This is a genomic window from Thalassospira xianhensis MCCC 1A02616 (genome assembly GCF_003326475.1).
Classification (GTDB): domain Bacteria; phylum Pseudomonadota; class Alphaproteobacteria; order Rhodospirillales; family Thalassospiraceae; genus Thalassospira; species Thalassospira xianhensis.
This window is the reverse complement of record NZ_JPWA01000004.1, coordinates 23,935-47,836: the sequence shown is the minus strand read 5'-3', so window position 1 is coordinate 47,836 and position 23,902 is coordinate 23,935. Positions and strand designations below refer to the sequence as shown.

The 23,902-nt window shown below is 53.6% G+C and carries 26 protein-coding genes; 19 read left to right on the top strand and 7 right to left on the bottom strand.

Features of this window, described 5'->3' with window-relative positions:
- The first annotated feature begins 142 nt into the window (after positions 1 to 142).
- The 4 genes from dapA (at position 143) to TH5_RS05025 (ending at position 2,896) form a co-directional block, all read left to right on the top strand.
- Complete coding sequence (gene dapA, locus TH5_RS05040; RefSeq protein ID WP_114120958.1) at positions 143 to 1,021, top strand: 4-hydroxy-tetrahydrodipicolinate synthase; 879 nt, start codon at positions 143 to 145, stop codon at positions 1,019 to 1,021.
- 30 nt (positions 1,022 to 1,051) lie between these two features.
- A complete protein-coding gene (gene smpB / locus TH5_RS05035) occupies positions 1,052 to 1,528 on the top strand; it encodes an SsrA-binding protein SmpB (RefSeq protein ID WP_007089481.1) in 477 nt (158 codons plus the stop codon).
- A 119-nt stretch (positions 1,529 to 1,647) separates the two neighbouring features.
- Positions 1,648 to 2,307 carry a sulfite oxidase-like oxidoreductase gene (locus TH5_RS05030; protein WP_114120957.1) on the top strand — a complete coding sequence of 220 codons (660 nt, stop codon included), beginning with the start codon at positions 1,648 to 1,650 and terminating at the stop codon, positions 2,305 to 2,307.
- An 88-nt stretch (positions 2,308 to 2,395) separates the two neighbouring features.
- Positions 2,396 to 2,896 carry a glutathione peroxidase gene (locus TH5_RS05025; protein WP_244204817.1) on the top strand — a complete coding sequence of 167 codons (501 nt, stop codon included), beginning with the start codon at positions 2,396 to 2,398 and terminating at the stop codon, positions 2,894 to 2,896.
- 12 nt (positions 2,897 to 2,908) lie between these two features.
- On the opposite strand, the gene recQ is transcribed toward TH5_RS05025, so the two are convergent.
- From recQ to TH5_RS05010, 3 genes are all read right to left on the bottom strand, one after another.
- Positions 2,909 to 4,717, bottom strand: a complete 1,809-nt coding sequence (recQ, locus tag TH5_RS05020; RefSeq protein WP_167443473.1) for a DNA helicase RecQ — start codon at positions 4,715 to 4,717, stop codon at positions 2,909 to 2,911.
- A 43-nt stretch (positions 4,718 to 4,760) separates the two neighbouring features.
- The gene (locus tag TH5_RS05015) at positions 4,761 to 5,402 is read right to left on the bottom strand and encodes a uracil-DNA glycosylase (RefSeq protein ID WP_114120954.1); all 642 of its coding nucleotides are present in this window, start codon (positions 5,400 to 5,402) and stop codon (positions 4,761 to 4,763) included.
- A gap of 68 nt (positions 5,403 to 5,470) precedes the next feature.
- A complete protein-coding gene (locus TH5_RS05010; RefSeq protein ID WP_062948692.1) occupies positions 5,471 to 6,079 on the bottom strand; it encodes a LabA-like NYN domain-containing protein in 609 nt (202 codons plus the stop codon).
- A 191-nt stretch (positions 6,080 to 6,270) separates the two neighbouring features.
- On the opposite strand from TH5_RS05010, the gene folK reads away from it, so the two are divergent.
- The 15 genes from folK (at position 6,271) to TH5_RS04940 (ending at position 19,680) form a co-directional block, all read left to right on the top strand.
- Entirely contained in the window at positions 6,271 to 6,798 is a 528-nt protein-coding gene (gene folK / locus TH5_RS05005; protein ID WP_114120953.1) for a 2-amino-4-hydroxy-6-hydroxymethyldihydropteridine diphosphokinase, read from the top strand.
- Positions 6,799 to 6,914: 116 nt separating this feature from the next.
- Positions 6,915 to 7,253, top strand: coding sequence for a DNA-directed RNA polymerase subunit omega (rpoZ, locus tag TH5_RS05000; RefSeq protein WP_114120952.1), 339 nt, complete (start codon positions 6,915 to 6,917; stop codon positions 7,251 to 7,253).
- A 142-nt stretch (positions 7,254 to 7,395) separates the two neighbouring features.
- Positions 7,396 to 9,537, top strand: a complete 2,142-nt coding sequence (locus TH5_RS04995) for a RelA/SpoT family protein (protein ID WP_114120951.1) — start codon at positions 7,396 to 7,398, stop codon at positions 9,535 to 9,537.
- Between the two features lie 131 nt (positions 9,538 to 9,668).
- Positions 9,669 to 10,379: a DUF2062 domain-containing protein gene (locus tag TH5_RS04990; RefSeq protein ID WP_062948700.1), complete on the top strand. Its 711-nt coding sequence runs from the start codon at positions 9,669 to 9,671 to the stop codon at positions 10,377 to 10,379.
- A complete protein-coding gene (locus TH5_RS04985; RefSeq protein WP_114120950.1) occupies positions 10,376 to 11,125 on the top strand; it encodes a pyridoxine 5'-phosphate synthase in 750 nt (249 codons plus the stop codon). Before TH5_RS04990 ends, TH5_RS04985 begins: the two co-directional genes overlap by 4 nt.
- Complete coding sequence (gene acpS, locus TH5_RS04980; RefSeq protein WP_114120949.1) at positions 11,122 to 11,517, top strand: holo-ACP synthase; 396 nt, start codon at positions 11,122 to 11,124, stop codon at positions 11,515 to 11,517. Before TH5_RS04985 ends, acpS begins: the two co-directional genes overlap by 4 nt.
- A 43-nt stretch (positions 11,518 to 11,560) precedes the next feature.
- Positions 11,561 to 12,295 (top strand): signal peptidase I, encoded by a 735-nt coding sequence (lepB, locus tag TH5_RS04975; protein ID WP_385967697.1) that lies wholly within the window; start codon positions 11,561 to 11,563, stop codon positions 12,293 to 12,295.
- Entirely contained in the window at positions 12,295 to 12,978 is a 684-nt protein-coding gene (gene rnc, locus TH5_RS04970; RefSeq protein ID WP_062948708.1) for a ribonuclease III, read from the top strand. Before lepB ends, rnc begins: the two co-directional genes overlap by 1 nt.
- Positions 12,971 to 13,909, top strand: coding sequence for a GTPase Era (gene era / locus TH5_RS04965; RefSeq protein WP_062961496.1), 939 nt, complete (start codon positions 12,971 to 12,973; stop codon positions 13,907 to 13,909). Before rnc ends, era begins: the two co-directional genes overlap by 8 nt.
- Before the next feature lie 77 nt (positions 13,910 to 13,986).
- Entirely contained in the window at positions 13,987 to 14,190 is a 204-nt protein-coding gene (locus TH5_RS04960; protein ID WP_114120947.1) for a hypothetical protein, read from the top strand.
- On the top strand, positions 14,190 to 14,357 hold the full coding sequence (locus TH5_RS25450) for a hypothetical protein (RefSeq protein ID WP_167443470.1): 168 nt from the start codon (positions 14,190 to 14,192) through the stop codon (positions 14,355 to 14,357). Before TH5_RS04960 ends, TH5_RS25450 begins: the two co-directional genes overlap by 1 nt.
- A gap of 9 nt (positions 14,358 to 14,366) precedes the next feature.
- Complete coding sequence (gene recO / locus TH5_RS04955; protein ID WP_114120946.1) at positions 14,367 to 15,116, top strand: DNA repair protein RecO; 750 nt, start codon at positions 14,367 to 14,369, stop codon at positions 15,114 to 15,116.
- Positions 15,117 to 15,261: 145 nt separating this feature from the next.
- Complete coding sequence (parC, locus tag TH5_RS04950; protein WP_114120945.1) at positions 15,262 to 17,505, top strand: DNA topoisomerase IV subunit A; 2,244 nt, start codon at positions 15,262 to 15,264, stop codon at positions 17,503 to 17,505.
- Positions 17,506 to 17,758: 253 nt separating this feature from the next.
- Positions 17,759 to 18,304, top strand: coding sequence for a TRAP transporter small permease subunit (locus TH5_RS04945; RefSeq protein WP_062948718.1), 546 nt, complete (start codon positions 17,759 to 17,761; stop codon positions 18,302 to 18,304).
- Positions 18,304 to 19,680, top strand: a complete 1,377-nt coding sequence (locus TH5_RS04940; protein WP_114120944.1) for a TRAP transporter large permease — start codon at positions 18,304 to 18,306, stop codon at positions 19,678 to 19,680. The genes TH5_RS04945 and TH5_RS04940 overlap by 1 nt, the downstream gene beginning before the upstream one ends.
- A gap of 127 nt (positions 19,681 to 19,807) precedes the next feature.
- Here the strand turns inward: TH5_RS04940 and TH5_RS04935 are convergent, their stop codons facing one another.
- From TH5_RS04935 to motA, 4 genes are all read right to left on the bottom strand, one after another.
- Positions 19,808 to 20,902 (bottom strand): TRAP transporter substrate-binding protein, encoded by a 1,095-nt coding sequence (locus TH5_RS04935; protein ID WP_114120943.1) that lies wholly within the window; start codon positions 20,900 to 20,902, stop codon positions 19,808 to 19,810.
- A 167-nt stretch (positions 20,903 to 21,069) separates the two neighbouring features.
- Entirely contained in the window at positions 21,070 to 21,810 is a 741-nt protein-coding gene (locus TH5_RS04930) for an arginyltransferase (protein ID WP_114120942.1), read from the bottom strand.
- Positions 21,811 to 21,920: 110 nt separating this feature from the next.
- On the bottom strand, positions 21,921 to 22,895 hold the full coding sequence (locus TH5_RS04925; RefSeq protein ID WP_114120941.1) for a flagellar motor protein MotB: 975 nt from the start codon (positions 22,893 to 22,895) through the stop codon (positions 21,921 to 21,923).
- A gap of 50 nt (positions 22,896 to 22,945) precedes the next feature.
- Positions 22,946 to 23,800: a flagellar motor stator protein MotA gene (motA, locus tag TH5_RS04920; RefSeq protein ID WP_062948727.1), complete on the bottom strand. Its 855-nt coding sequence runs from the start codon at positions 23,798 to 23,800 to the stop codon at positions 22,946 to 22,948.
- Positions 23,801 to 23,902 lie beyond the last annotated feature (102 nt).

The following is a 23,902-nucleotide window of genomic DNA, read 5'->3' as shown; positions in this document are numbered from 1 at the left end:
GCCAATTGCCAATCGGTCGTGAGAGGAAAGAGTAACCTTGATCAAACAAGGCGCGCTTTAATGTATACAGACGCTTGCGGGATGCCTTAACAGCCGCTATTTTCGCGTCGCTTTCAATCCACGATAAGATTTGGAGATATCGATGTTTAAGGGTTCGATTACCGCTTTGATTACACCGTTCACTCAGGATGGTGCAATCGATGAGAAAGCGTTCCAGTCGTTTGTGGATTGGCAGCTTAAACAGGGCACGACCGGTGTTGTGCCGGTCGGAACCACAGGTGAATCGCCGACTTTGAGCCATGCGGAACACCACCGCGTTGTTGAACTGGCACTTGAAGTTGCCAAGGGCCGTGGCCCGGTTATTGCCGGAACCGGTTCAAATTCGACCGCAGAGGCGATTTCGTTGACCCGTCATGCCCAGAATGCCGGCGCGGACGCGGCACTTGTGGTAACGCCTTATTATAACAAGCCCGGTCAGCGCGGTCTTTATGCGCATTACAAGGCGATCCATGACGCGACCGATATTCCGATCGTGATCTACAACATTCCGGGACGATCAGTCGTGGATATGTCTGTTGATACGATGGCGCAGCTTTCGAAACTGCCGCGTATCGTCGGTGTGAAGGATGCAACTAGCGATCTGGAACGTCCGGCATTGACGCGTTTGGCGGCAGGGGCGGATTTCTGCCAGCTATCGGGCGAAGATGGCACCATCGTTCCGTTCCTGGCACAGGGTGGTCATGGCTGCATTTCGGTGACGTCCAACATCGCACCGAAGCTTTGCGCTGAATTGCATACCGCATGGGCAGCCGGGAACATCGCCAAGGTTCAGGAGTTGAATTATCGACTTCTGCCGGTTCACAAGGCGATGTTCTGCGAAACCAGCCCGGGACCGGTCAAATACGCAGCCGAGCTTCTTGGCCTTTGCGGCAGCCACATGCGTTTGCCGATGGTCGAGATTACCGAAGAATCCAAGCAGCGCGTTGAATCCGCGCTGCGCACTGCCGGAATTTTGTCCTAAGGGATTAATTTCGGCCTACAAGTTGTTGTAATGGCACCGAAAAAAGAAGACAGCAATAACAAGGTCGTCGCGCAAAACAGGCGGGCCCGTTTCGATTTTTTCCTGACGGAAACTTTTGAAGCCGGGGTCGCCCTGCGCGGGACCGAGGTCAAGTCGCTTCGTGACGGCAAGGGGAACATTCAGGAATCCTATGCCGAAGAAAAGAACGGCGAGATCTGGCTGATTAATGCCTATATTCCGGAATATCAAAGCAAGATGCCGTTCGGACACGAAGAACGCCGACCGCGCAAACTGCTTTTGCATAAACGTGAAATCACGAAAATGAGCGACGCCCTGAACAAGAAGGGGTTCACCCTCGTTCCGGTGAAGCTTTATTTCAATGACCGCGGCATCGCCAAGCTTGAACTGGCGATCGCGGAAGGCAAGAAAAAGGCTGACAAGCGCGAAGCGGTCAAGGAACGTGACTGGCAGCGTGACAAGGCCCGGATCATGCGGGATTTCGGATAATAGTCCTGCCTCGCAAGCATGTGTATTGCTTGCCAATGCCGATAGAATGCATAAATGGCGCAGACATGGTGAACATGACTGCGCCATTTTTCGTATGATGTGGTCAGGGAGGATGATGAATGGCTGATGGTTTCAGTGGCAAGATCAAGGAAAAGCTGATCGAAGCGAAACAGAAATGGGCGGAAAACGGTCGTCTTTTGACGGGGCAGGCCGATCATGCCCATGAAAATCGCCTGCCACCCGGCCAGCGCGAGGTCAAGGACTGGCCGGTGCTTGATCTTGGCATCACGCCGCATGTCGGAACGGATGACTTTCGCTTGACGATTGACGGCGAGGTTGAAAATCCGGTTACGCTTGATTTCGGCCAGTTGCTTGATCTGCCGCCCTTCATGGCCAAAAACGATATTCATTGCGTGACCAGCTGGTCGCGTTACGACAATCACTGGCAGGGTGTGTCTGCCTTGTCGCTTGCCGATCTGGTAAAGCCGACATCAGATGCCCGCCACGTACTTTTCACCGCCCACGACGGCTATACGACCAATGTTCGGATTGATCAGTTTCTCGATGATGATGTTTTACTTGCCCATCATTGGGAAGATGCACCATTGACCGAGGAGCATGGCGGCCCGGTTCGCGTGATCATCCCCAAGCTGTATTTCTGGAAAAGTGCCAAATGGGTTCGCCAGATTACATTTTCCAAAACCGACAAACCCGGATTTTGGGAAGTACGTGGCTATCACAATAATGCCGATCCATGGACGGAAGAGCGATATGGCTAGGAAAACCAGAACTTTCGGAAACGGAATGCTGATTTTGTTGAAGACCGGTTTGTACGGCTTCATTTGCCTGATGATTGGAAATTCTGCCATGGCCAGCGATAAAGCGACCAATGCCTATGATTTTTCATTCCCGTCGATTGACGGGGGCGAAATCGACCTTGCGGATTATCGCGGCAAGGCGGTTCTGGTCGTCAATACGGCGTCGATGTGTGGTTACACCCCGCAATATACCGGGCTTCAGGCGCTATGGTCGGATTATCGGGCCGACGGACTGGTTGTTCTGGGGGTTCCTTCAGGCGATTTCGGCGGGCAGGAATACGCCGATGACAGCGAAATCAAGGATTTCTGCACCGTCAATTTTGATGTCGATTTCCCGATGACCACCAAACAGTCGGTTCGCGGAGACGATGCGCATCCGTTCTTTAAATGGGCAGAGGCCGAACTTGGCAGCGATCAGGCCCCGAAATGGAATTTCCACAAATATCTGGTCGATCCGAACGGCAATCTGGTTGCCAGTTTTGCCACCCGGATCAAGCCGGAAGATGATGTGGTTGTGAGTGCAATCAAGGAAGCACTGTCCGGGTCTTGATGCCGGTCCCGATCAGCGCCGACCATCCATGACATCCAGAAAAACAAGACCGTACTGGTCGAGTTTCTTGACACCAACCCCGTTGATTGATGCCATATCCTGCAATGTCCGTGGTTTGAAGCGGACCATTTCCCAAAGCGTTCTGTCACTGAAAATGACATAAGGCGGAACATTCTGGCTGGTGGCAAGCTCGCGCCGCAGGGTGCGCAGGCGTTCCCACAGATCACGATCTTCCTCGTTCTTGAACTCGGTATCGAAATCACGCAGCCGCTTGGTCATGGTGCGTTTGCTTTCGCCCGGGTCCTTGCGCATTTCAACGACTTTTTCACCGCGCAGGACGGGGCGGGATTCTTCGGTCAGGTAAACGCCACCATGGCCTTCGACATCGACCTGAAGATAGCCCATCGCAAGCAATTGCCGGAAAACCGACCGCCATTGCGGCTGTGAGACATCCTTGCCAATACCGTAGACGGAAAGATCGTCATGGCTGTTTTGACGGATTTTTTCGGTCTTGCGTCCCATCAGGACTTCGATGATGTGGGCTGGACCAAACCGCTGTCCGGTGCGATAAACTGCCGAAAGTGCCTTGCGGGATGCATCGGTTGCGTCCCACGTATCAACCGGTTCAAGACAGGTATCGCAATTGCCGCAGGGTTTTGCGTCTTCTTCGCCGAAATAGGACAAAATGACCTGGCGACGGCATTTCGTGGTTTCGGCAAGGCCGACCAAGGCATCAAGCTTTCGGCTTTCAATGCGCTTCTGACTGTCAGGCGCGTCAGATGATGCCAGCATGGAGCGGATGGAAACGATATCGGACAGATCGTAATTCATCCATGCATTGGCGGGCAAGCCATCGCGGCCCGCGCGGCCTGTCTCCTGATAATAGGCTTCCATGCTTTTGGGCAGGTTCAGATGTGCGACAAAGCGGACATTCGGCTTGTCGATCCCCATGCCAAAGGCAACCGTTGCGCAAATGATCAGACCGTCTTCGCGCAGGAACCTGTCCTGATGAAGCTGTCTTGTTTCCTGTGTCAGTCCGGCGTGATAGGGCAAGGCGGGGCGCCCGTTATCGGTCAGCCATTGGGCGACGTCTTCGGTCTTGCGACGCGACAGGCAATAGACAATCCCGGCATCTTCGGGATGTTCCCGGTTAAGGAAAGAAAGAAGGCGCTGCTTTGAATTGCCCTTTGTTTCGATCCGGTAGGTGATATTGGGCCGGTCAAAACCGGTCAGGAAGCATTGCGCATTTGTCAGATGCAGGTTTTCGGCAATGTCCTTGCGGGTCGGGGTATCTGCCGTCGCGGTCAGGGCAACACGCGGCACATGCGGGAAACGCGTTGGCAGAAGGTCAAGCCGACGGTATTCCGGTCGGAAATCGTGCCCCCATTGCGAAACACAGTGTGCTTCGTCAATGGCAAACAGTGATATGCTGATCCGGTCAAGCAGGTTGAGAAAACGATCCGTCGCGAACCGTTCCGGGGCGACATAAAGCAGATCGATATCGCCATCAACCGCTCGGGTTTCAATTTCGCGCGCGGCTTCGGGCGTAAGTGTTGAATTTATAAAGGCCGCCTTGACGCCAAGCTGGCTTAGCGCGTCGACCTGATCCTTCATTAATGCGATCAGGGGGGATACAACAATTGCCGTTCCCGAACGACAAAGGGCAGGTATCTGATAACATAAAGATTTGCCGCCGCCGGTTGGCATCAGCACCAGTGCATCGTTGCCGGCAATCACGTGGTCGATGATTTCGGCCTGCTGACCACGGAAACTGTCATAACCGAACACTTCGCGCAGAACGTCAATCGGCAGACGTTGCATGGGTCGGTCGAGCAGGTCGGGTAGTGGTGCTGTATCGGGCAATTTAACGGTCCAGATGTGCGCGGATATCGGCAAAGACGTTTTCAAACATCTCTGGCGTCAGGCGATAGGTCTGGGTGTTGTAGCGCGAACAGTGATAGCTATCAAACAGTGTGATGCCATTTTCCATTTGATGCGATGCCCCGTGGCCGAATTTCAGGGATGAAAGCTTCAGCCCGAAGGTGCGTAACATTGCCTGATGGGCCACCTGTCCGAGGCACAGAATGGCCGAAAGGTTTTTCATCGCGCCAAATTCGCTGATCAGGAAGGGGCGACAGGTATTGGCTTCGGGGCCAGTCGGTTTGTTTTCCGGTGGAACGCATTTGACGGCATTGGTAATCCGGCAATCAATCAGTTCAAGTCCGTCATCCGGGCGTTTCGCATAAGTGCCCTTGGCAAAACCGAATTTCTTGAGCGTGTCATAAAGAAGATCGCCGGCGTAATCGCCGGTAAACGGGCGACCGGTAGCATTCGCGCCCTTTAAGCCCGGAGCAAGTCCAACGACGAGCAGGCGGGCATCAATGGGCCCGAACGGGCGGACCGGGCCGTTATAGAAATCGGGAAATTTCGCCTGATTGGCACGACGAAAATCAACAAGGCGCGGGCAAAGTTGGCAGTCCCTGTCGGGTTGAAGGTAGGTGGTCATGGCGTGTCCGACAGTTTGCCGGGCGCAATTTGTTCTGCACCCGGTCATTTGATCAACAAAAGAGGGAATTAATCGAAATCAATTTCATCAAGATCGGGATGTTGCGGGTGATCATCAAAATCCGGATGGTCATCTTCGCGACGTTGCTGAACCTTGCGGGCGATTGTGCCTTCCAGTTCGGTCAGTTCGATAAAGTTATCGGCCTGACGACGCAGTTCGTCGGCAACCATCGGGGGATTCGATTTGACGGTCGATACAACGGTAACACGAACGCCTTTGCGCTGAACCGCGTCGACAAGACGGCGGAAATCGCCATCACCCGAGAAAATGACAACGTGATCAAGATGCTGGGCCATTTCCATGACATCGATCGCGAGCTCGATATCCATGTTGCCCTTGATTTTCCGGCGACCGGCGGCATCGGTGAATTCCTTGGTCGGTTTGGTGACCATGGTGTAGCCATTATAGTCAAGCCAGTCGACCAGCGGACGGATGGGGGAGTATTCCTGATCTTCGATCAGCGCGGTGTAGTAGAAGGCGCGGATCAGTTGCCCCTTTTGTGCAAAAAGATCCAGCAAGCGTTTGTAATCTATGTCGAAACCAAGTGCTCTGGCCGCGGCATAGAGGTTCGAGCCGTCAATGAACAGCCCGATGCGTTCCTGCGGGTAAAAAATCATCTGAAAATTCCTCAAACATAGCTTTTTAATAATGCCGTTTCCAAAATTCGGGAAACGCCGACTTTTTTACCGTGCAACTGCACACAAAGAAAGGGCGAAAATATCGTGGACACAACGGGATCGCTTCCGTAGTTATGCGCCAGCATCCCCGCAAATGATGTGCAACAGCCCGTTTCGTGAGCAAGCCGACCATGAACAACGACACTGCCCGTAATGACAGGGTGATCCTGATCGCCTTTGGCGCCAATCTTCCTACCGAGGAATATGGGGCACCTGCCGATACATTGAAAGCGGCCCTTAAACGATTGGCGGAGGATGGCGACATTTCTGTGGCAAATGTATCCCCGTTCTACGAGACCGCACCGGTTCCGGTGTCGGACCAGCCATGGTACGTCAATGGCGTTGCGCGGCTTGAAACGGTTTTAGGCGCACATGATCTTCTGGCACGTCTTCACCATGTCGAGGCGGAATTTGGCCGCGTCAGGCGCGAAAGAAACGAGGCACGGGTTATTGATCTTGATCTGATTGCCTATGGCGATGAACTGGTGATCGAGGAGGGCGGCATCCAGGTGCCCCATCCGCGCATGCATCAACGGGCGTTCGTTCTGCTGCCGCTTCGCGATATCGTTCCGAACTGGCAGCATCCGCAGCTTTGTCAGTCGATTGATGATTTGATCCGAGCGCTTCCGGCAGATCAGGAAATCCGCAAACAATCCTGATATGCGTAAAAACCGCTAAAAACCTTCCGATCCGGACGGCTTCGCTGTTGCAACAATCCAAATGCGACGCTATAAAGTCCGGTCTGGACACCCCAAAAGTATTTCTGGAGACATTTATGGCGCGCGTTACCGTCGAAGATTGCGTTGAAAAAATTCCGAACCGCTTCGAGCTCGTGATGCTGGCAGCTCAGCGTGCACGCAACATCTCGGCCGGTGCCGAACTGACCATTGATCGTGATAACGACAAGAATCCGGTTGTTGCCCTGCGCGAAATTGCAGAGCAGACCGTTGATTATGACGATCTGCGCAATGGCATGGTTTCCGGCCTGCAGCGGCATGTTGAAGTCGATGAACCTGAAGAAGCCGAAGACGATTTTGGTCCGAAGCTGATGGCAGAAGCAATTGAAGATGCTTCGGTTGGCGTGACCATCCCGTCCGCTGACGAAGACGAATAAGGTCAAGTAACCTTGTTCTGAGACAGCATTCAAAAGAAAAGCCACGGTGATTATCTTCCGTGGCTTTTTTTTATCCAAATCGTACTATCTTATGAAGGGGTATGGATTTAGCCCCGCCAGACGAATACGGAGAAGCCGCTGAATGATGCGCCAATACGAACTTGTGGAACGGGTTAAGGCCTATGATCCGGATGCATGCGAAACGTCGCTGAACCGGGCATATGTTTATGCTACCCAAAAACACGGTTCGCAGAAGCGCGCCAATGGGGATCCGTATTTTTCCCATCCGATCGAAGTCGCCGGTATTCTGACGAACTACAAACTTGATTGCGACACGATCATCACGGCACTGTTGCACGACACCATCGAAGATACTGATGCAACACCGCAGGAAATCACCAAGCTGTTTGGCAGCAACATCATGAAGCTGGTCGATGGTGTGACCAAGCTGACCCAGATCGAGCTGAAATCTGCCGACTCAAAACAGGCCGAGAATTTCCGCAAGCTTTTACTTGCGATGTCCGAAGATATCCGGGTTCTTTTGGTGAAGCTTGCGGACCGTTTGCATAACATGCGCACGCTGCATTACATCCCGAAACCGGAAAAGCGGGTGCGGATTGCTGCCGAAACGCTCGAGATTTATGCGCCGCTTGCTGAACGCATCGGTATGCATGACATCAAGGAAGAACTTGAAGACCTTGCCTTCCAGCATATCAATCAGGAAGCGCGTGATTCGATCCGCGCCCGCCTGGAATTTCTGCGCGAGAAGGACGACAATGTCGTCAACCGCATTGTTGCCGAGTTAAAAGAGGTCATCAGCCGCCAGGGCCTGTCGGTCGACATTTACGGGCGCGAAAAGCGTCCTTATTCGATCTGGCAGAAGATGCAGCGCAAGAACATCACCTTTGGTGAACTGTCCGATATCATGGCGTTCCGTGTGCTGGTCGAGGACATGCCGCAATGCTACGAGGTTCTTGGCTATTTGCATGCCAACTACAAGGTCGTGCCGGGCCGGTTCAAGGATTACATATCGACCCCGAAGCCGAACGGCTATCGATCCATTCATACCACTGTACTTGGCCCGGAAAATCATCGTATCGAGGTGCAGATCCGCACCCGGCAGATGCACGAGGTCAACGAAAACGGTGTGGCAGCGCACTGGGCCTATAAACAGGGCAGCGGGGACGAAAACAAGGAAGGCGTTCAGTATCGCTGGCTGCGCGATCTGCTTGATATCCTTGAACATGCCTCAGAACCCGAAGAATTCCTTGAACATACCAAGCTTGCGATGTTCCAGGATCAGGTATTCTGTTTCAGTCCGAAAGGCGATGTGATTGCATTGCCGGCTGGTGCCACGCCTGTCGACTTTGCCTATATGATCCATACCCATATCGGCGACACCTGTGTCGGGGCGAAAGTGAACGGCGCGATGGTACCGTTGCGCACGACCCTTAATAACGGTGATCAGGTCGAAATTGTAACCTCGAAGGCGCAGACACCGAATCCCACCTGGGAACGCTTTGTCGCGACCGGCAAGGCGCGCGCACGTATCCGCCGTTTCATCCGCCAGCAGCAGGAAGATCAGTACAAGGATCTGGGCAAGGCCATTCTGCAAAAGGCATTCCGGCAGGAAGGTTACGACTATTCCGACAAGGCGATCGATGGTGTCCTGAAAATCTTCAAACTGCCAAGTGTCGATACGCTTCTGGCGTCGGTCGGGGCAGGGCATCATACCGGCCGCGAAATCGTTCATGCGGTTTTCCCGGGCACGAAAGATGTCGAAACGGCGCGTAAAGTGGTTCCGTTGGAGCGCGCGCGCAATCGCAAACATGACCATGCCATACCGCTTAAGGGGCTGATCCCCGGCATGGCTGTTCACTATGCCGGGTGCTGCCATCCGCTTCCGGGGGACCGGATTGTCGGTATCGTTACGACCGGCAAGGGTGTCACGATCCATACAATCGATTGCGATACGCTTGAAACCTTTACCGAGCAGCCGGAACGCTGGCTTGACGTTGGCTGGGACAATGATGGCGAGCCGGAACATTTCATCGGGCGCCTTGGGCTGACTGTCGGACATGAACAGGGGGCGCTGAGTTCGATTACCAGCGTGATTGCCAAGAACCATGGCAATATCACCAACCTTCGCTTTACCAACCGCACGCAGGATTTCTTTGAAATGCTGATCGATATTGACGTGGTTGATGTCAAACATCTGACCAACATTATTGCCGCGTTGCGGGCGACCCCCGTTGTCAATACCGTTGAACGTGCGCGCGGATGAAACAGGATTGTGAAGGAGTTCGCCTTTTGGGGGATTTTGGCGCAAAACCCTTGCCAATCGGACGCCCAACACTTACGCATATGCCACACCTGTTTTACGCCTGTCCCGTTTGGCCTATGAATTGATCCTGCATGTTCCGGCGCCGCATCAAACCGACATCCTTTGAACGCATAAGAAATGTGCTTTGGCCGCGCGGAGGCTGGCGCAGATCTTCACGGTATTTCGCCCATCGTGTGGCACGACTGCCGGGAACGCCATACAGCATCGCGTCGGGGTTTGCCATCGGGGCCGCGGTATCCTTTACCCCGTTCATCGGCTTTCACTTTGTCCTGTCTGCGCTGTTCAGCATACTGACACGAAGCAATCTGGTGGCGTCTTTACTTGGAACCATCGTCGGCAATCCCTGGACATTTCCATTCATCTGGTTGTGGCTTTATACCTGCGGTAACTGGATTCTCGGAACGAACCTTGCGACCGATACTGTCCATTTCAATATGGCGGTGCTCTGGGACTTTGTTGTCATGGGGCTGAACTATATCGGCGGGGGACTGATTTTCGGTCACTGGGATACGGCCGATCAGGCTGCCCTGGCGCGGCTTTGGGAAAGTATCGTCGACATTATCTGGCCGATGATGGTCGGTTGCGTTCCCACTTCACTTGTCGTCTGGATGCTGTTTTACTTCCCTGTACGCCGGGCCGTCGTCATCTATCGTCACAACCGCATCCTGCGCCGGATGAAAACATCCGAACGTCATGGGCTTGGCCCGATGCTGGAAAGTGCGAAGAAGAAAATCGGGACGGCTGCGGCCCACGCCACCAAAAAGCAGGACGAAAAGCAATGAGCGCGAAATTAAGGCTGGGTGTGAATATCGACCATGTTGCCACGATCCGCAATGCGCGTGGTGGCGTGCATCCTGACCCGGTAAGGGCAGCAATCCTGGCGGCGAAAGCCGGTGCGGATGGTATTACCGCCCATCTGCGTGAAGATCGTCGTCATATTTCAGATAATGATATCAAACGTTTGCGCGCCGAAATTGATCTTCCGCTGAATTTCGAGATGGCCGCGACGGATGAAATGCTGGCGATTGCGGTTGCGGCAAAACCGCATGCTGCCTGCATCGTTCCGGAAAAACGCGAAGAACGCACGACCGAAGGCGGTCTGGATGCGGCGGGCGGGCACAATCACCTGCATAAATATGTTTCGGAACTTGGGGCAGCGGGGATTCGTGTTTCGCTGTTTATCGAGGCATCCAGGGCGCAGCTTGATGCCGCCAAACATCTTGGTGCGCCCGTTGTTGAAATCCACACCGGGGCCTATTGCGATAAAACGGGCGAGGCACGGGCGCACGAGCTGGAACGCATCCGGGATGCCGTTCGTTATGGTGCCAGTATCGGGCTTGAAGTTCATGCGGGACATGGGCTTAGTTTTGATACGGTGACGCCAATTGCGGCGATGCCGGAAATTGCCGAGCTTAATATCGGCCATTTTCTTATTGGCGAAGCGGTGTTTACCGGCCTTGAACAAAGCATTGCAGAAATGCGTCGATTGATGGATTTGGCGCGCCAGAAAAGTGGCAATGCACAATGATTATTGGCATTGGCACCGATCTGTGTGATATCCGGCGGATTGAAACAGCGCTGGATCGTTATGGCGAGCGTTTCATGAAGCGCGTTTTCACCGAGATCGAGATCGCACGAGCCGTGCGCCGCCCGCACAGGACGGCATCATCGCTGGCGATGGCGTTTGCGGCAAAAGAAGCGTGTTCCAAGGCCTTGGGAACGGGTTTTCGTCGGGGCGTGTATCACAACACCATGGGTGTTGTGCATCAACCGAGCGGCAAGCCTGACATGGTGTTGATTGACGGCGCGCTGAAAAGACTTGAAGAATTGACGCCGGCAGGAAAAGTTGCATCGGTTTATGTAACCCTGACAGACGAATACCCGTTGGCGAATGCGGTCGTGGTCATTTCGGCCGATTGATTGGTAATAAAGTGATTGGTTTAGATACTGAATGGAAAAGCTAGTGCAAAAAAAGAAAACGGGTGGACTTCTGGACACCTTCAAAACCGTTTTCTGGGCCATTGTGATCGCGCTTTTGGTTCGGACATTCGCCTTCGAACCGTTTAATATTCCATCCGGTTCGATGATCCCGACCTTGCTGGTTGGGGACTATTTGTTTGTGTCGAAATTTTCCTATGGATATTCAAAGCACAGCCTGCCGTTCAGTGTACCGCTGATTCCCGGTCGTATCATGTCGTCCGAACCGGAACGCGGCGATGTTGTTGTTTTCAAACTGCCTGCTGATCCGTCCCAGGATTATATCAAACGTGTTATCGGTCTACCGGGCGACACGGTTCAGGTCACCAATGGTCGTTTGCTGATTAACGGCAAAACCGTCGAACGCGACCGGATCGAGGATTACATCCTGACCGATGGCAGCGGACAGGCAATTGCCGTTCCGCAATATATCGAAACGCTTCCGAATGGTAAGGTTCACCGTATCCTCGAGATATTTGGCGATCAGGGTCCAAGCGATAACACCGAACCCTTTACCGTTCCCGAAGGGCATTTCTTCATGATGGGTGACAACCGCGACAATTCGGCCGATAGCCGGGCCTTCCCGTCGCGGTTCCGGTTCGTCCCGATCGAAAACCTCGTGGGACGTGCGGAATTCCTGTTCTATTCCAAAGACAGTTCGCAGCCGATCTATGACTTGGGCAGCATCCGGTTTGACCGGTTGTTCCAGGGAGTTAACTAATGGCCGAAACTGCGCCATTGATTGCTGAAATTGATCACGAGTTTGCGCAGCCCGATTTGCTTCGGGTTGCGTTGACGCATCGCAGTGCCGCCAAAGGCAAGGATGCGCTAAGTGGTGGCAATGAACGGCTGGAATTTCTTGGCGACCGTGTCCTTGGGCTTGTTGTTGCGGAAATGCTTTACACGCGGTTTGGTCGCGAACGCGAAGGCGCGATGGCCAAGCGTTTTGTTGCTCTTGTCCGCCGTGAAACGCTCGCGAGGCTGGCGCAGCAGATTGGTCTTGGCAATCACATTCAAATGGCAAAAGGCGAACGTGCCGCTGGTGCAGATACCAATCCGGCCATTTTATCTGATTGCATGGAAGCAGTGATTGCCGCACTCTATCTTGATGGCGGGCTGGAGCCTGCGAGAGTGTTTATTGAGCGGCTTTGGCTGCCGCTTCTTGATGAAGCGCCCAAGCCGCCACAGGATGCGAAAACCCGTTTGCAGGAACTGTTGCAGGGACGTGGCAAGCCATTGCCAAAATATGAAATGGTCGGTCGTCAGGGCCCCGCACATGCACCTGTCTTTACCATTGAACTGAGCACCGGAGACGGTGAAAGCGTAAAGGCCGAGGGCAAATCGAAACGCGAGGCGGAACAACTGGCCGCTCAATTGATGTTGGATACACTGAACCATGAATGAGGTTCCCACGCCTGTGAACGAAGACAGATTACCTTATCAGCAGCGGTGCGGATTTGTCGCACTGGTCGGTGCGCCAAACGCCGGTAAATCAACCCTTCTGAACCAGCTTGTCGGTACGAAGGTATCGATTGTGTCTCCCAAGGTGCAGACGACACGAACGCGCGTGCGCGGAATCGTCATGACCGAGGACGCGCAACTTGTTTTCATCGATACCCCGGGTATCTTTGCGCCGAAACGCCGTCTTGACCGGGCGATGGTCAAAGCCGCGTGGAACGGTGCGGACGATGCCGATCTGGTTGTGCTTGTCATTGATGCCGGGGCAGGGATCACCGAAGAAGTCCGCGCGATCATCGATCAGCTAAAAACACAGAACCGCAAGGCCATTCTTGCGATGAACAAGGTCGACAAGGTTGCCGACAAGGAAAAGCTTCTCCGTCTGTCGCAGGAATTCTTTGCCGAGGAAGTTTTCACCGATGTCTTCATGATTTCGGCCAAGAAAGGTTCCGGCACACAGGATCTGGTGAATTTCCTTGCTGCGAAAATGCCCGATGGGCCTTGGATGTTCCCGGAAGACGACGTTTCGGATATGCCGTTGCGCCTTTTGGCGGCCGAGATCACGCGCGAAAAGCTTTATTATCAGCTACAGCAGGAATTGCCGTATTCGGCAACGGTCGAAACCGAACTGTGGGAAGAGCGCAAGGACGGATCGGTCAAGCTGGAGCAGACGATTTTCGTGGAACGCGAGGGCCAGAAAGCCATCATCCTTGGCAAAGGCGGCAAGCGCATCAAGGCACTTGGCAGTGATGCCAGAAAGGAACTTGAAGCGATTTTTGAACGTCGCGTTCATCTGTTCCTGTTCGTCAAGGTCCGGGAAAACTGGGGCGATGACCCCAACCGCTTTGCGATGTGGGGACTTGATCCCAACGCTTGAGGCATGTCCGGCAAGCGAGATGCGATTGTAGCCTGCCAACAGGTTTGGATATGGAAAACGGATCTATATGGGGAATAGTGTTGATTGTCGTTGGCGCCGTTGCCGCGATGATCGTTGCGCGTGTTGCCCGCCGGCCATTCCGTTATCGGCACGATGGCAAACATATCGAGCGCGACAAATCATTCCTTTCGCGCCCGGTTAATCTTCTGGCTTTGCTCGCGGCCGTTGCGACCTTCGTTCTTGGATTGCTTTGGCGTTTGAATGGAAATGGACCGTCGTAATGACCAAGCACCACAATGATCCGATTGATGATGCAATTGATGAAGTTGAAAACAGCAACACATTGAAACGTATTGTTTTTATTGTTGCGTTGATCTGCCTTGCATCCAGTCTCGCCGGTCTTTTCTTTCTTGTTACCCGTCTGATCCTGCCACGCGGCTTTTTCTAGAGGTGCAGGATGGATTGGCGTGATGATGCAATCGTCCTGTCCACACGCAAGCTCGGTGAAAATTCAGTACGTCTTTCGGTTCTGACGCGCGACTATGGCCGATATGCTGGCATGGTACGCGGGGCGACCAGCAAATCCATGCGCGGCACGCTTGAGCCCGGAAACGAGGTCCGGGTGGGATGGTCGGCCAGACTGGCTGAACATCTGGGGCAGTTTCGCTGTGAATTGACGGGCGCGCATGTTGCCGATCTTTTGCTGTCTCCCGGGCCGTTGATGGCATTAAGTTCGGCCTGTGCCATGCTTGAAGTCACTTTGCCGGAACGCGAAGCACATGCCGCGTTATATCACGGTACCGTCGCATTGCTTTCGGCCCTTAAGACAGAACAATGGCTGGCATCCTATATCCGGTGGGAAGTCGGTTTGCTTGACGAGCTTGGATATGGGTTAAGCCTTGATCGTTGTGCGGCAACCGATGTCACGGATGATCTGTGTTTTGTTTCCCCCAAAAGTGGCCGCGCCGTTTCCGAGGCCGCAGGCACGGCATATCGTGACCGTTTGCTACCATTACCGGCGTTTCTGGCCGGTGGGAAGGCATCACAAAGCAGTCGGGAACATGGATTGAACGAGCAATTCCGACAGGGGATCAAACTGACCGGATTTTTCATTCATCGCGATATTTTCGAGGCAAAAGGTGTAAAGCCCGTTGCGGCCCGTGACAGATTGGTAAGCCATATCTGGCGATCAGTAGACACGGATTAAAAATAAATACCGTACTTTGATGCGGACTTGTGTTGACCAGAACCATACCCACCGTAGTATGTTGCCAAAATGGTGATTGAGCGCCGGATAACGGACTGAATTGCCGAATTGATTGCAACCTGCCAAACAACAAGAAAAATCGTTCATGAGCACCAAGACTTCCGATCCGGCCAATGCCGGCCAAATCAGGGAAACGCGCCTTGCGGACGCGTTGAGCGAACGTTATCTCGCTTATGCCATGTCGACAATCATGTCGCGTTCTCTTCCCGATGTGCGCGATGGTCTGAAACCCGTGCATCGGCGTCTGCTGTATGCCATGCGCCAGCTAAAGCTTGATCCGGCGCAGGGCTTCAAGAAATGCGCCCGTGTTGTCGGTGACGTGATCGGTAAATATCACCCGCATGGTGATCAGTCGGTCTATGACGCGCTTGTCCGTTTGGCTCAGGATTTTGCCGTCCGCTATCCGCTGGTCGACGGGCAGGGGAACTTTGGCAACATCGACGGCGATAACGCAGCGGCAATGCGTTATACCGAGGCCCGCATGACCGCGGTTGCCGCGGCGCTGATGAACGGCCTTGATGAAGATGCGGTTGACTTCCGGCCGACATATGACGGCGAGGATCACGAACCAATCGTCATGCCTGCTGCCTTTCCGAACCTGCTTGCCAATGGTGCCGCTGGTATCGCGGTTGGTATGGCAACCAACATTCCGCCGCACAATGTTGGCGAACTGTGTGCCGGCCTGATCAAGCTGATCGATAATCCCGATACGTCGATTGCGGAACTGGTGCGGTGTGTGCCGGGGCCGGATTTCCCGACGGGTGGTGTTCTGGTCGAGCCGCGCGAAAATATTCTTGAGGCCTATGCCACCGGGCGCGGTTCATTCCGTCTGCGCGCCAAATGGGAAGTCGAGAAGCTCAGTCACGGACTGTTCCAGGTCGTTGTGACCGAAATTCCCTATCAGGTTCAGAAAGCCAAACTGGTCGAGCGTATTGCCGACCTTATGGTCTTGAAAAAACTTCCGCTTCTGGCCGATGTCCGTGATGAGTCGACCGACCTGATCCGTCTGGTGTTTGAGCCGCGCACCCGCGCTGTCGAGCCGGAACATCTGATGGAAATGCTGTTCAAGAATACCGAACTGGAAATCCGGTTTGGTCTGAACATGAACGTTCTGGACGGGGACAATACGCCGCGCGTCATGAACCTGCGCGAAGTGCTGCGTGCGTTCTTGGCCCATCGTCAGGACGTTCTGATCCGTCGTTCCAACCATCGACTGGCCAAGATCAATCATCGCCTTGAAGTGCTTGATGGTTATCTTGTTGCCTATCTGAACCTTGATGAGGTCATCCGGATCATTCGTTTCGAGGATGAGCCGAAGGTGTCGTTGATGTCGACTTTCGACCTGACGGAAGTTCAGGCGGATGCAATTCTCAATATGCGTCTGCGGTCGTTGCGCAAGCTCGAAGAGATGGAAATCAAAAACGAGCATGCCAAACTGACCGAAGAGAAAGAAGGCCTCGAAGCGCTTCTTGCCAGCGAAACGCTGCGTTGGGAAAAAATCCGCGACGAAGTCGAGGAAATGCGCGAGAAATTCGGCAAGAAGACGGCCCTTGGCAAACGTCGTACCGAAATCGGTGATGCGCCCGAGGAAATCGAAGTCCCCCTTGAAGCCTTGATCGAACGTGAACCAATCATGGTGATTTGTTCGAAAATGGGGTGGATCAGAGCCCTTAAAGGGCATACCGCCGATACCAGTGATCTGAAGTTCAAGGATGGTGACGAAGGGCGCTTTGCCCTTAAAGCCTTCACCACTGACAAGCTTCTGATCATGAGCACCGAAGGCCGGTGTTACACGATGTCATGTGACAAGCTTCCCGGCGGACGTGGCCATGGTGAACCTATCCGGCTGACGATTGATCTGCCGCAGGAACATGACATTGTTGCAATGGTCATCCATAAGCCTGGCCGGAACCTGCTTGTTGCAAGCTCGGCCGGCCGCGGCTTCCAGGTGGCGGAAGCCGATGTGGTTGCCCAGACCAAGAACGGTAAGCAGATTTTGAACCTTGGCAAGGATGAAGAGGCTAAAATCTGCCTGCCAGTGGAACATGATCACGTTGCCGTTCTGGGTGAAAACCGTAAGCTTCTGATCTATCCGGTTGCCGAGGTGCCAGAAATGACCCGCGGGCGCGGGGTCATCCTGCAGAAATATCGTCAGGGTGGCTTGGCAGACCTTATTCTGTTCAATCTTGAAGAAGGTCTGAGCTGGACAATGGGTGGCAGTGAAGGTCGCACACGTACGGTTACCGAACTTGACGAATGGATTGGCAAGCGTGCCGGTGCCGGCCGTATGCCACCGACCGGTTTCCCGCGATCAAACAAGTTCGAGTAACACATTCGCTTGATCTGATAGCCGAGAGAATAAAGGGATAAGGGCAGGGATGGCCTTGTCCCTTTTTCGTTTTCGGGTACACGTTTGGCCATGTTCTCAGAAAAAGTGGCTTGTTTTTATTCCATATTCTGGAATGGCGCTCAAACAGGCAAAATATATAGCGTTTTGGGGCGTAAATATGTAACTTCGCAACCTGATTAGCAGGGAGCCCGCAAAATCCCTGTGATTTCCAAAAGGGCGTGGGAGTGAAAACGTGAATTTTCTAGGGAGTTTCGTCCGTTTTATCGACGGTCTGAATGACTGGATCGGACGTGGCGTGGCCTGGCTGATAATCCCGATGGTGGTGATCACATTTCTGGTCGCGACACTGCGTTACGGGTTTTCCATTGGCTGGGTTTCGATGCAGGAAAGCTATATGTGGCTGCACGGCATCGTCTTCATGGTGGGAGCCGGTTATACATTGCTGCATGGTGGCCACGTCCGGGTTGATGTGTTCTATCGGCCGGCTTCGGCACGCTATAAGGCCTGGGTTGACCTTTTCGGTTCCCTGCTGCTGCTGCTGCCGGTGATCATCATGGTGTATATCTATAGTTACCCCTATGTGATGACCAGCTGGCATCGCCTTGAAGGATCGCACGAAACCGGCGGCCTGCCAGGGCTGTTCCTTTATAAATCGGTTATTCTCGTTTTCTGCGTCCTGATTGCTTTGCAGGGATTATCCCTTGCTGCGCGCAGCATTCTCGTGCTGGCCGGACATAAAGAATTTGAAATCAAAGAAGAAGAGCACGAGGGCGTTTGATGTCGGGGGAAATTCTTAGCCTTGTAATGTTCGCAGTAGCCTGCGGCGTTCTTCTTCTCGGTTTTCCGGTCGCATTTTCCCTGGCGGGGACGGGGCTTGTCTTTGCGCTGATCGGCAACTCGATGGGCGTGTTTGACATGCCGCTTCTGGGCTCTTTGCCGTCGCGCTATTTCGGTGTGATGACCAACGAGCTTTATGTTGCGATCCCGCTTTTCGTTTTCATGGGCGTCATGCTTGAACGTGCCCGAATTGCAGAAAAGCTGCTGACGACCATGGGGCTTCTGTTTGGCACCATGCGGGCGGGGCTTGGCATTTCGGTCGTGCTGGTGGGGATGCTGCTGGCGGCTTCGACCGGTATCGTTGGGGCAACCGTTGTAACCATGGGGCTTCTCAGCCTTCCGGCGATGCAGAAGGCCGGATACAGCCCGCGTCTTTCCACCGGTGTGATTTGTGCTTCGGGTACGCTGGGGCAGATTATTCCGCCGTCCATCGTGCTGGTTCTGCTCGGTGATATCCTTCAGGGGGCCTATGCCGAAGCCCAGCGGTCGCTGGGTAACTGGGCGCCGGAACCGGTTTCGGTTATTGATCTGTTTGCCGGTGCGTTTATTCCCGGCATGCTTCTGGTCGGGCTTTATATCTGCTGGATCATCATTCAGGCGTTTATTGATCCGAAATCGGCGCCTCCGCTGGTCACCGACAAACGTCCGGAAGGTCTTTGGGGCGAAGTTCTTCGTGCGCTGATACCCCCGGGATTGCTGATTGTCGCCGTGCTTGGTTCGATCCTGACCGGTATCGCAACCCCGACGGAATCTGCGGCCTTTGGTGGCGTTGGTGCCGTTATTCTTGCGGCTTTCTACAGGCGCCTGTCATGGGCTGTTCTGCGTCATGTGACCCGCCAGACCGTCCAGATCAGCGCGATGGTGTTCGTAATCCTACTGGGTGCTTCGGTATTCTCGCTGGTCTTCCGGGGCCTTGGCGGGGATCACCTTGTCGAAGAACTGCTGCATAACCTTCCGGGTGGTGTTTTCAGCGCCATGCTGGTTGTCATGCTGCTGATGTTTGTCATGGGCTTCTTCCTCGATTTCATTGAAATCGTGTTTGTGGTTGTGCCAATCGTTGGCCCGATCCTGCTCAAGATGGATATCGATCCGGTCTGGCTTGGCGTTATGATTGCCATCAACCTGCAGACCAGCTTCCTGACACCGCCGTTCGGCTTTGCCCTGTTCTATCTGCGTGGGGTGGCTCCGGCGGCAATCAAGACCTGGGACATCTATCGCGGGATTGTCCCGTTCGTCCTGATCCAGGTTCTTGGACTTGGTCTTGTGGCCGCATTCCCGGCCCTGGCAACCTGGTTACCGGACGTGTTGTTCAAGTAGCAACCGTTTAAATCACAAGGTAAAAGGCGCCCGTGATGGGGCGCCTTTTCTTTTCTGTTTTTTCCGATATACGGATAAAAAAAGGGTCGGCAAATACCGACCCTTTTTGTTCTCAAAAACTGAAAACCTAGTATTTGAACGGCAGGATACGTGCCTGGGCGAAAGCCGATTCCGAGAATTTCGACCAGCCGATCGACTGGGTACGGAACGCGATCAGGCTTTCAAAGACTTCCTGCGACAGCGGGTTAGACGCAACGAGGTCACGCAGAACCGTGCCCGACAATGCGCCAAGGTTTGTCAGAATGTCGTCCGAGAACGGGCGAACATCGACATTGTGCTTGTCGCGCAGGGTCTGGAGTGCCTGGTTGTTCCGCGCGGTGAATTCCGACAGAACCATCTGGTTCACAGCACGGTTGGCCTGCTCGACAATTGCCTTCAGGTCATCCGGAAGGGCATTCCAGGCATCAAGGTTGATGAAGTTGTCGAGCACGGTTGCCGGCTCGTGCCAGCCCGGATAGTAGTAGAACTTGGCTGATTTATAGAGACCAAATGCCAGGTCGTTATACGGGCCGACCCATTCGGTCGCGTCAATCGCACCGGACTGAAGTGCCGGGGGAATTTCGCCACCCGGAAGGTTCACAACGTTACCGCCTGCAGCTTTGACGACTTCGCCACCAAGGCCCGGAATACGCATTTTCAGACCTTTATAGTCATCAATCGTATTCATTTCCTTGTTGAACCAGCCGCCCATCTGGGTGCCGGTATTCCCCGACGGGAAGAATTTGCAGTTCAGTTCGGAATAGACTTTATCCGCAAGTTCCTGACCGCCACCCCACTGGAACCAGGCATTTTGTTCCTGAGCGTTCAGCCCGAATGGCATGGCTGCGATATACTGGGTGGCATCAACTTTACCTTTCCAGTAGTAGGGCGCGCCATGGCCCATTTCGACAGTGCCGTTACCAACAGCATCAATGGCCTCAAAAGCGGGAACAATTTCGCCCGCGCCAAAAACGGTCACATTCATGCGGCCGTTTGATGCCTTGTTGATGTATTCAGCCAGAAGGTTAGCCCCGGTCCCCAGACCCGGGAAGTTTTTTGGCCAAGTCGTGACCATACGCCATTCACGGACTTCCTGTGCGATAGCCGGTTTGGCAAAGGTAGACGCGACCGCTGCGGTCGCACCGGCTACCGCGGCGCCGGAAAGAAATTGGCGACGTTTCATAGATTACAGCCTCCCAAAGATGCAAGCTCATGATTTATTTTACTCAAAGCCGTCATGCGACTTTGGGCAAAGCTTATATGCGTCTGGAGAATGTGGCAACCGGGGATCGAGTAGGTAGGCACTACTTTAGTCTAAGTGTTTCGGGTCGGGTGTTTTACTGGCAGATGTCAGTTATCCGAACCGTTCGGCAAAGGAATTTTCACCCATTTCCCGCCGCGAAAACCTTCAAGAGGCTGAAAGCGCATCTTGTAGGACATTTTGCGGCACTCGCCGATCCAGTATCCCAGATAAACATGTGGCAGTTCGAGAATCTGGCACTCGTTTATGAGATCAAGGATGATAAAGGTTCCAAGCCCGCGGCGCTGTTCGCGCGGATCAAAAAAGCTGTAAACAGCCGACAATCCATCAGAGAGATTGTCAACCAGGGCAACGGCAATCAGGCTGCGGTCAGGGCGTCTGTATTCGAAAATTGACGTATCAACAGTGCTGTCTTCGATCATTGCCCGGTAGTCGCGGGCATCCATTCTTGCCATGTCGCCATTGCCGTGGCGGGCATCCTGATATTCGCTGAAAAGCTGAAACTGTTCCTGTGTTGCGGCTGGCGGCAAAATCGTGCGGGTCAGGTCGCTATTTTTTGCGACAATCCGGCGGAATGATTTTGTCTTGCAAAAGTCGGCCGAACGTACGCGCACGGGAACGCACGCATCACATTCGCTGCAGGCCGGCAAATAGGCGATGGAATGACTGCGACGGAACCCCGACCGTGAAAGCAGATCATGAATGTTGTTCGCTTCCGGCCCCCGTAATTCTGTGACCAGCTTGCGTTCGAACCGGCCTGCCAGATACGGACAGGGCATCGGAGCCGTCATAAAGTAATGTTGGGTTAGTCGTCTTTGATTGACGGTCATTTATCGCGTTTGCCCGGGTTCAAGAGGGTCTTCTGATAATATGAGATTAGGTATAAATCATGACGGTTTAAAGGGCGAACCCGGTGATTGTTCGAATTCGCCAGAAAGTTTTAACGGTTTGTCGGCACCGAGAAGCTCGGACGGCGATTTGTCGGCGAACCATTCCCGGACGGAGGTGTCGGGCTTTCCGCATCCGATCCGGTTTCCGGGGACGGGGAGCCTGATGTACCTGCATCGGGCGTTTGATCGTCAAGCGCCGGGCGTTCACCGGTTCCGCGAAGAAGTGTAATGCTGATACGGCGGTTGCGTTCGTTTTCCGGTGTTTCCGGGATCAGCGGGTCGGTATCGGCAAGGCCCGCAACCTTGGCAAAGCGCCCTGTTGCAAGGCCCTGTGTTTCAAGTTCTCGACGGGTCGCCAATGCACGATCCGAAGACAGTTCCCAGTTGCTGTAGCCGGTGATTGTCGTAAAGGGCACCGCATCCGTATGGCCTTCAATCGAAATATCCTGCGGCATGCCTTTGATTGCTTCGACAACCTTTGAAAGCAGAAGCTTGGTATGTTCGGCCATGACAGCACTGCCGCTTGGGAACATTGCAGTACCGTCTTCGTCCAAAATCTGGATGCGAAGACCTTCGTCGGTTTCTTCGATCCGGATATTTTTTGCCAGTTCCTGCAAATCCGGCGAGCTTTCAATTGCCTTGCGCAATTGTTCTTCGGCTTCCTTGAATTCCTTGTCTTCCTGTTCGGCAAGACGTTGTTCGGCTATTTCTTCCGGGGTTTTTACCGGCGGGATATCCATGCTTACTGTTGGCGCGCCCATTTCAGAGCGCAAAGATCCCTGTTCGGCAAGGCTTTGTCCGCCAAGAATCCCGCCGGAACCGGACTCGCTTTGTGAAATGGTTTCCGGGGTGAAGTAGTTCGAGATACCCTGAAGCTGTTCCTCGGTTGCGCTGCTAAGCAGCCAAAGCAACAAAAAGAACGCCATCATTGCCGTCACAAAATCGGCATAGGCAACTTTCCACGAGCCGCCATGATGGCCGCCGTGTCCGCCTTTTTTGACTTTCTTAATGACGATATCAGGCATTCTTTGCGCGGATCCCGGTTATCAATAACGCTTGAAGATTGTTTTTCTTATTAGGCCGTTGGCGCATTCTGCAAGGCATCGTCCAGCTCCTTGAAGCTTGGACGAATGTCATGAGGAAGCGTTTTTCGGGCAAACTCGACCGAAACCTGCGGGGCATATCCCTGCATATGACCAATCAGGGCAGCCTTCATGCAACTGTAGAATTTTGCATCCTGATCAAGTGTCTTTTTGATGATGGCAGATGTCGGGCCAACGAAACCATATGATGCCAAAATACCAAGGAAGGTCCCGACAAGTGCCGCACCGATCAGGCCACCCAGAACTTCCGGGGGCTCGGTGACCGAGCCCATGGTCACGATCACACCAAGAACGGCTGCAACAATCCCGAGACCGGGAAGGGCATCACCTACCGTCTGGATGGCATCAGGAACCATGTGCTCTTCTTCATGATGAACTTCGAGTTCCTGATCAATAACGGCTTCCAGCTCGTAGGCGTTGGTTGTTCCCAGCGTTAACAGGCGCAAATAATCGCACAGGAATTCCACGGCATGGTGGTCATGCATGACGCCCGGAAAGTTGCCAAACAGGCTTGAACTTTCGGGATTCTCGACATGGCTTTCAAGGGCAAGGTCGCCCTTCGATTTGGCAAGCCGGAATACGGCATAAAGGCAAATCAGCAGTTCAAGATAAGCCGCTTTTTTCTTCGGCCCTTTTAGTGCCCGGATCGTATAAGCGATGGATTTTTTAAGGATGCTTAGCGGGTTGGCAATCAGAAACGTACCGAAAGCCGCGCCGAAAATGATCAGAACCTCAAGCGGCTGAACAAGTACGCCAAACTCACCATGCGGAAGATAACCACCCAGGACGGCACCGATTACGATAACGTAACCAATAATCAGAAACATTATGTATTCCCCGCTACCCCATAAATTTTCACAAGTAACTCATCCTGAAACGGCTCGGCGAAATTCGCATTGGCTGATTTTGGGATACGACACCTGCAACTA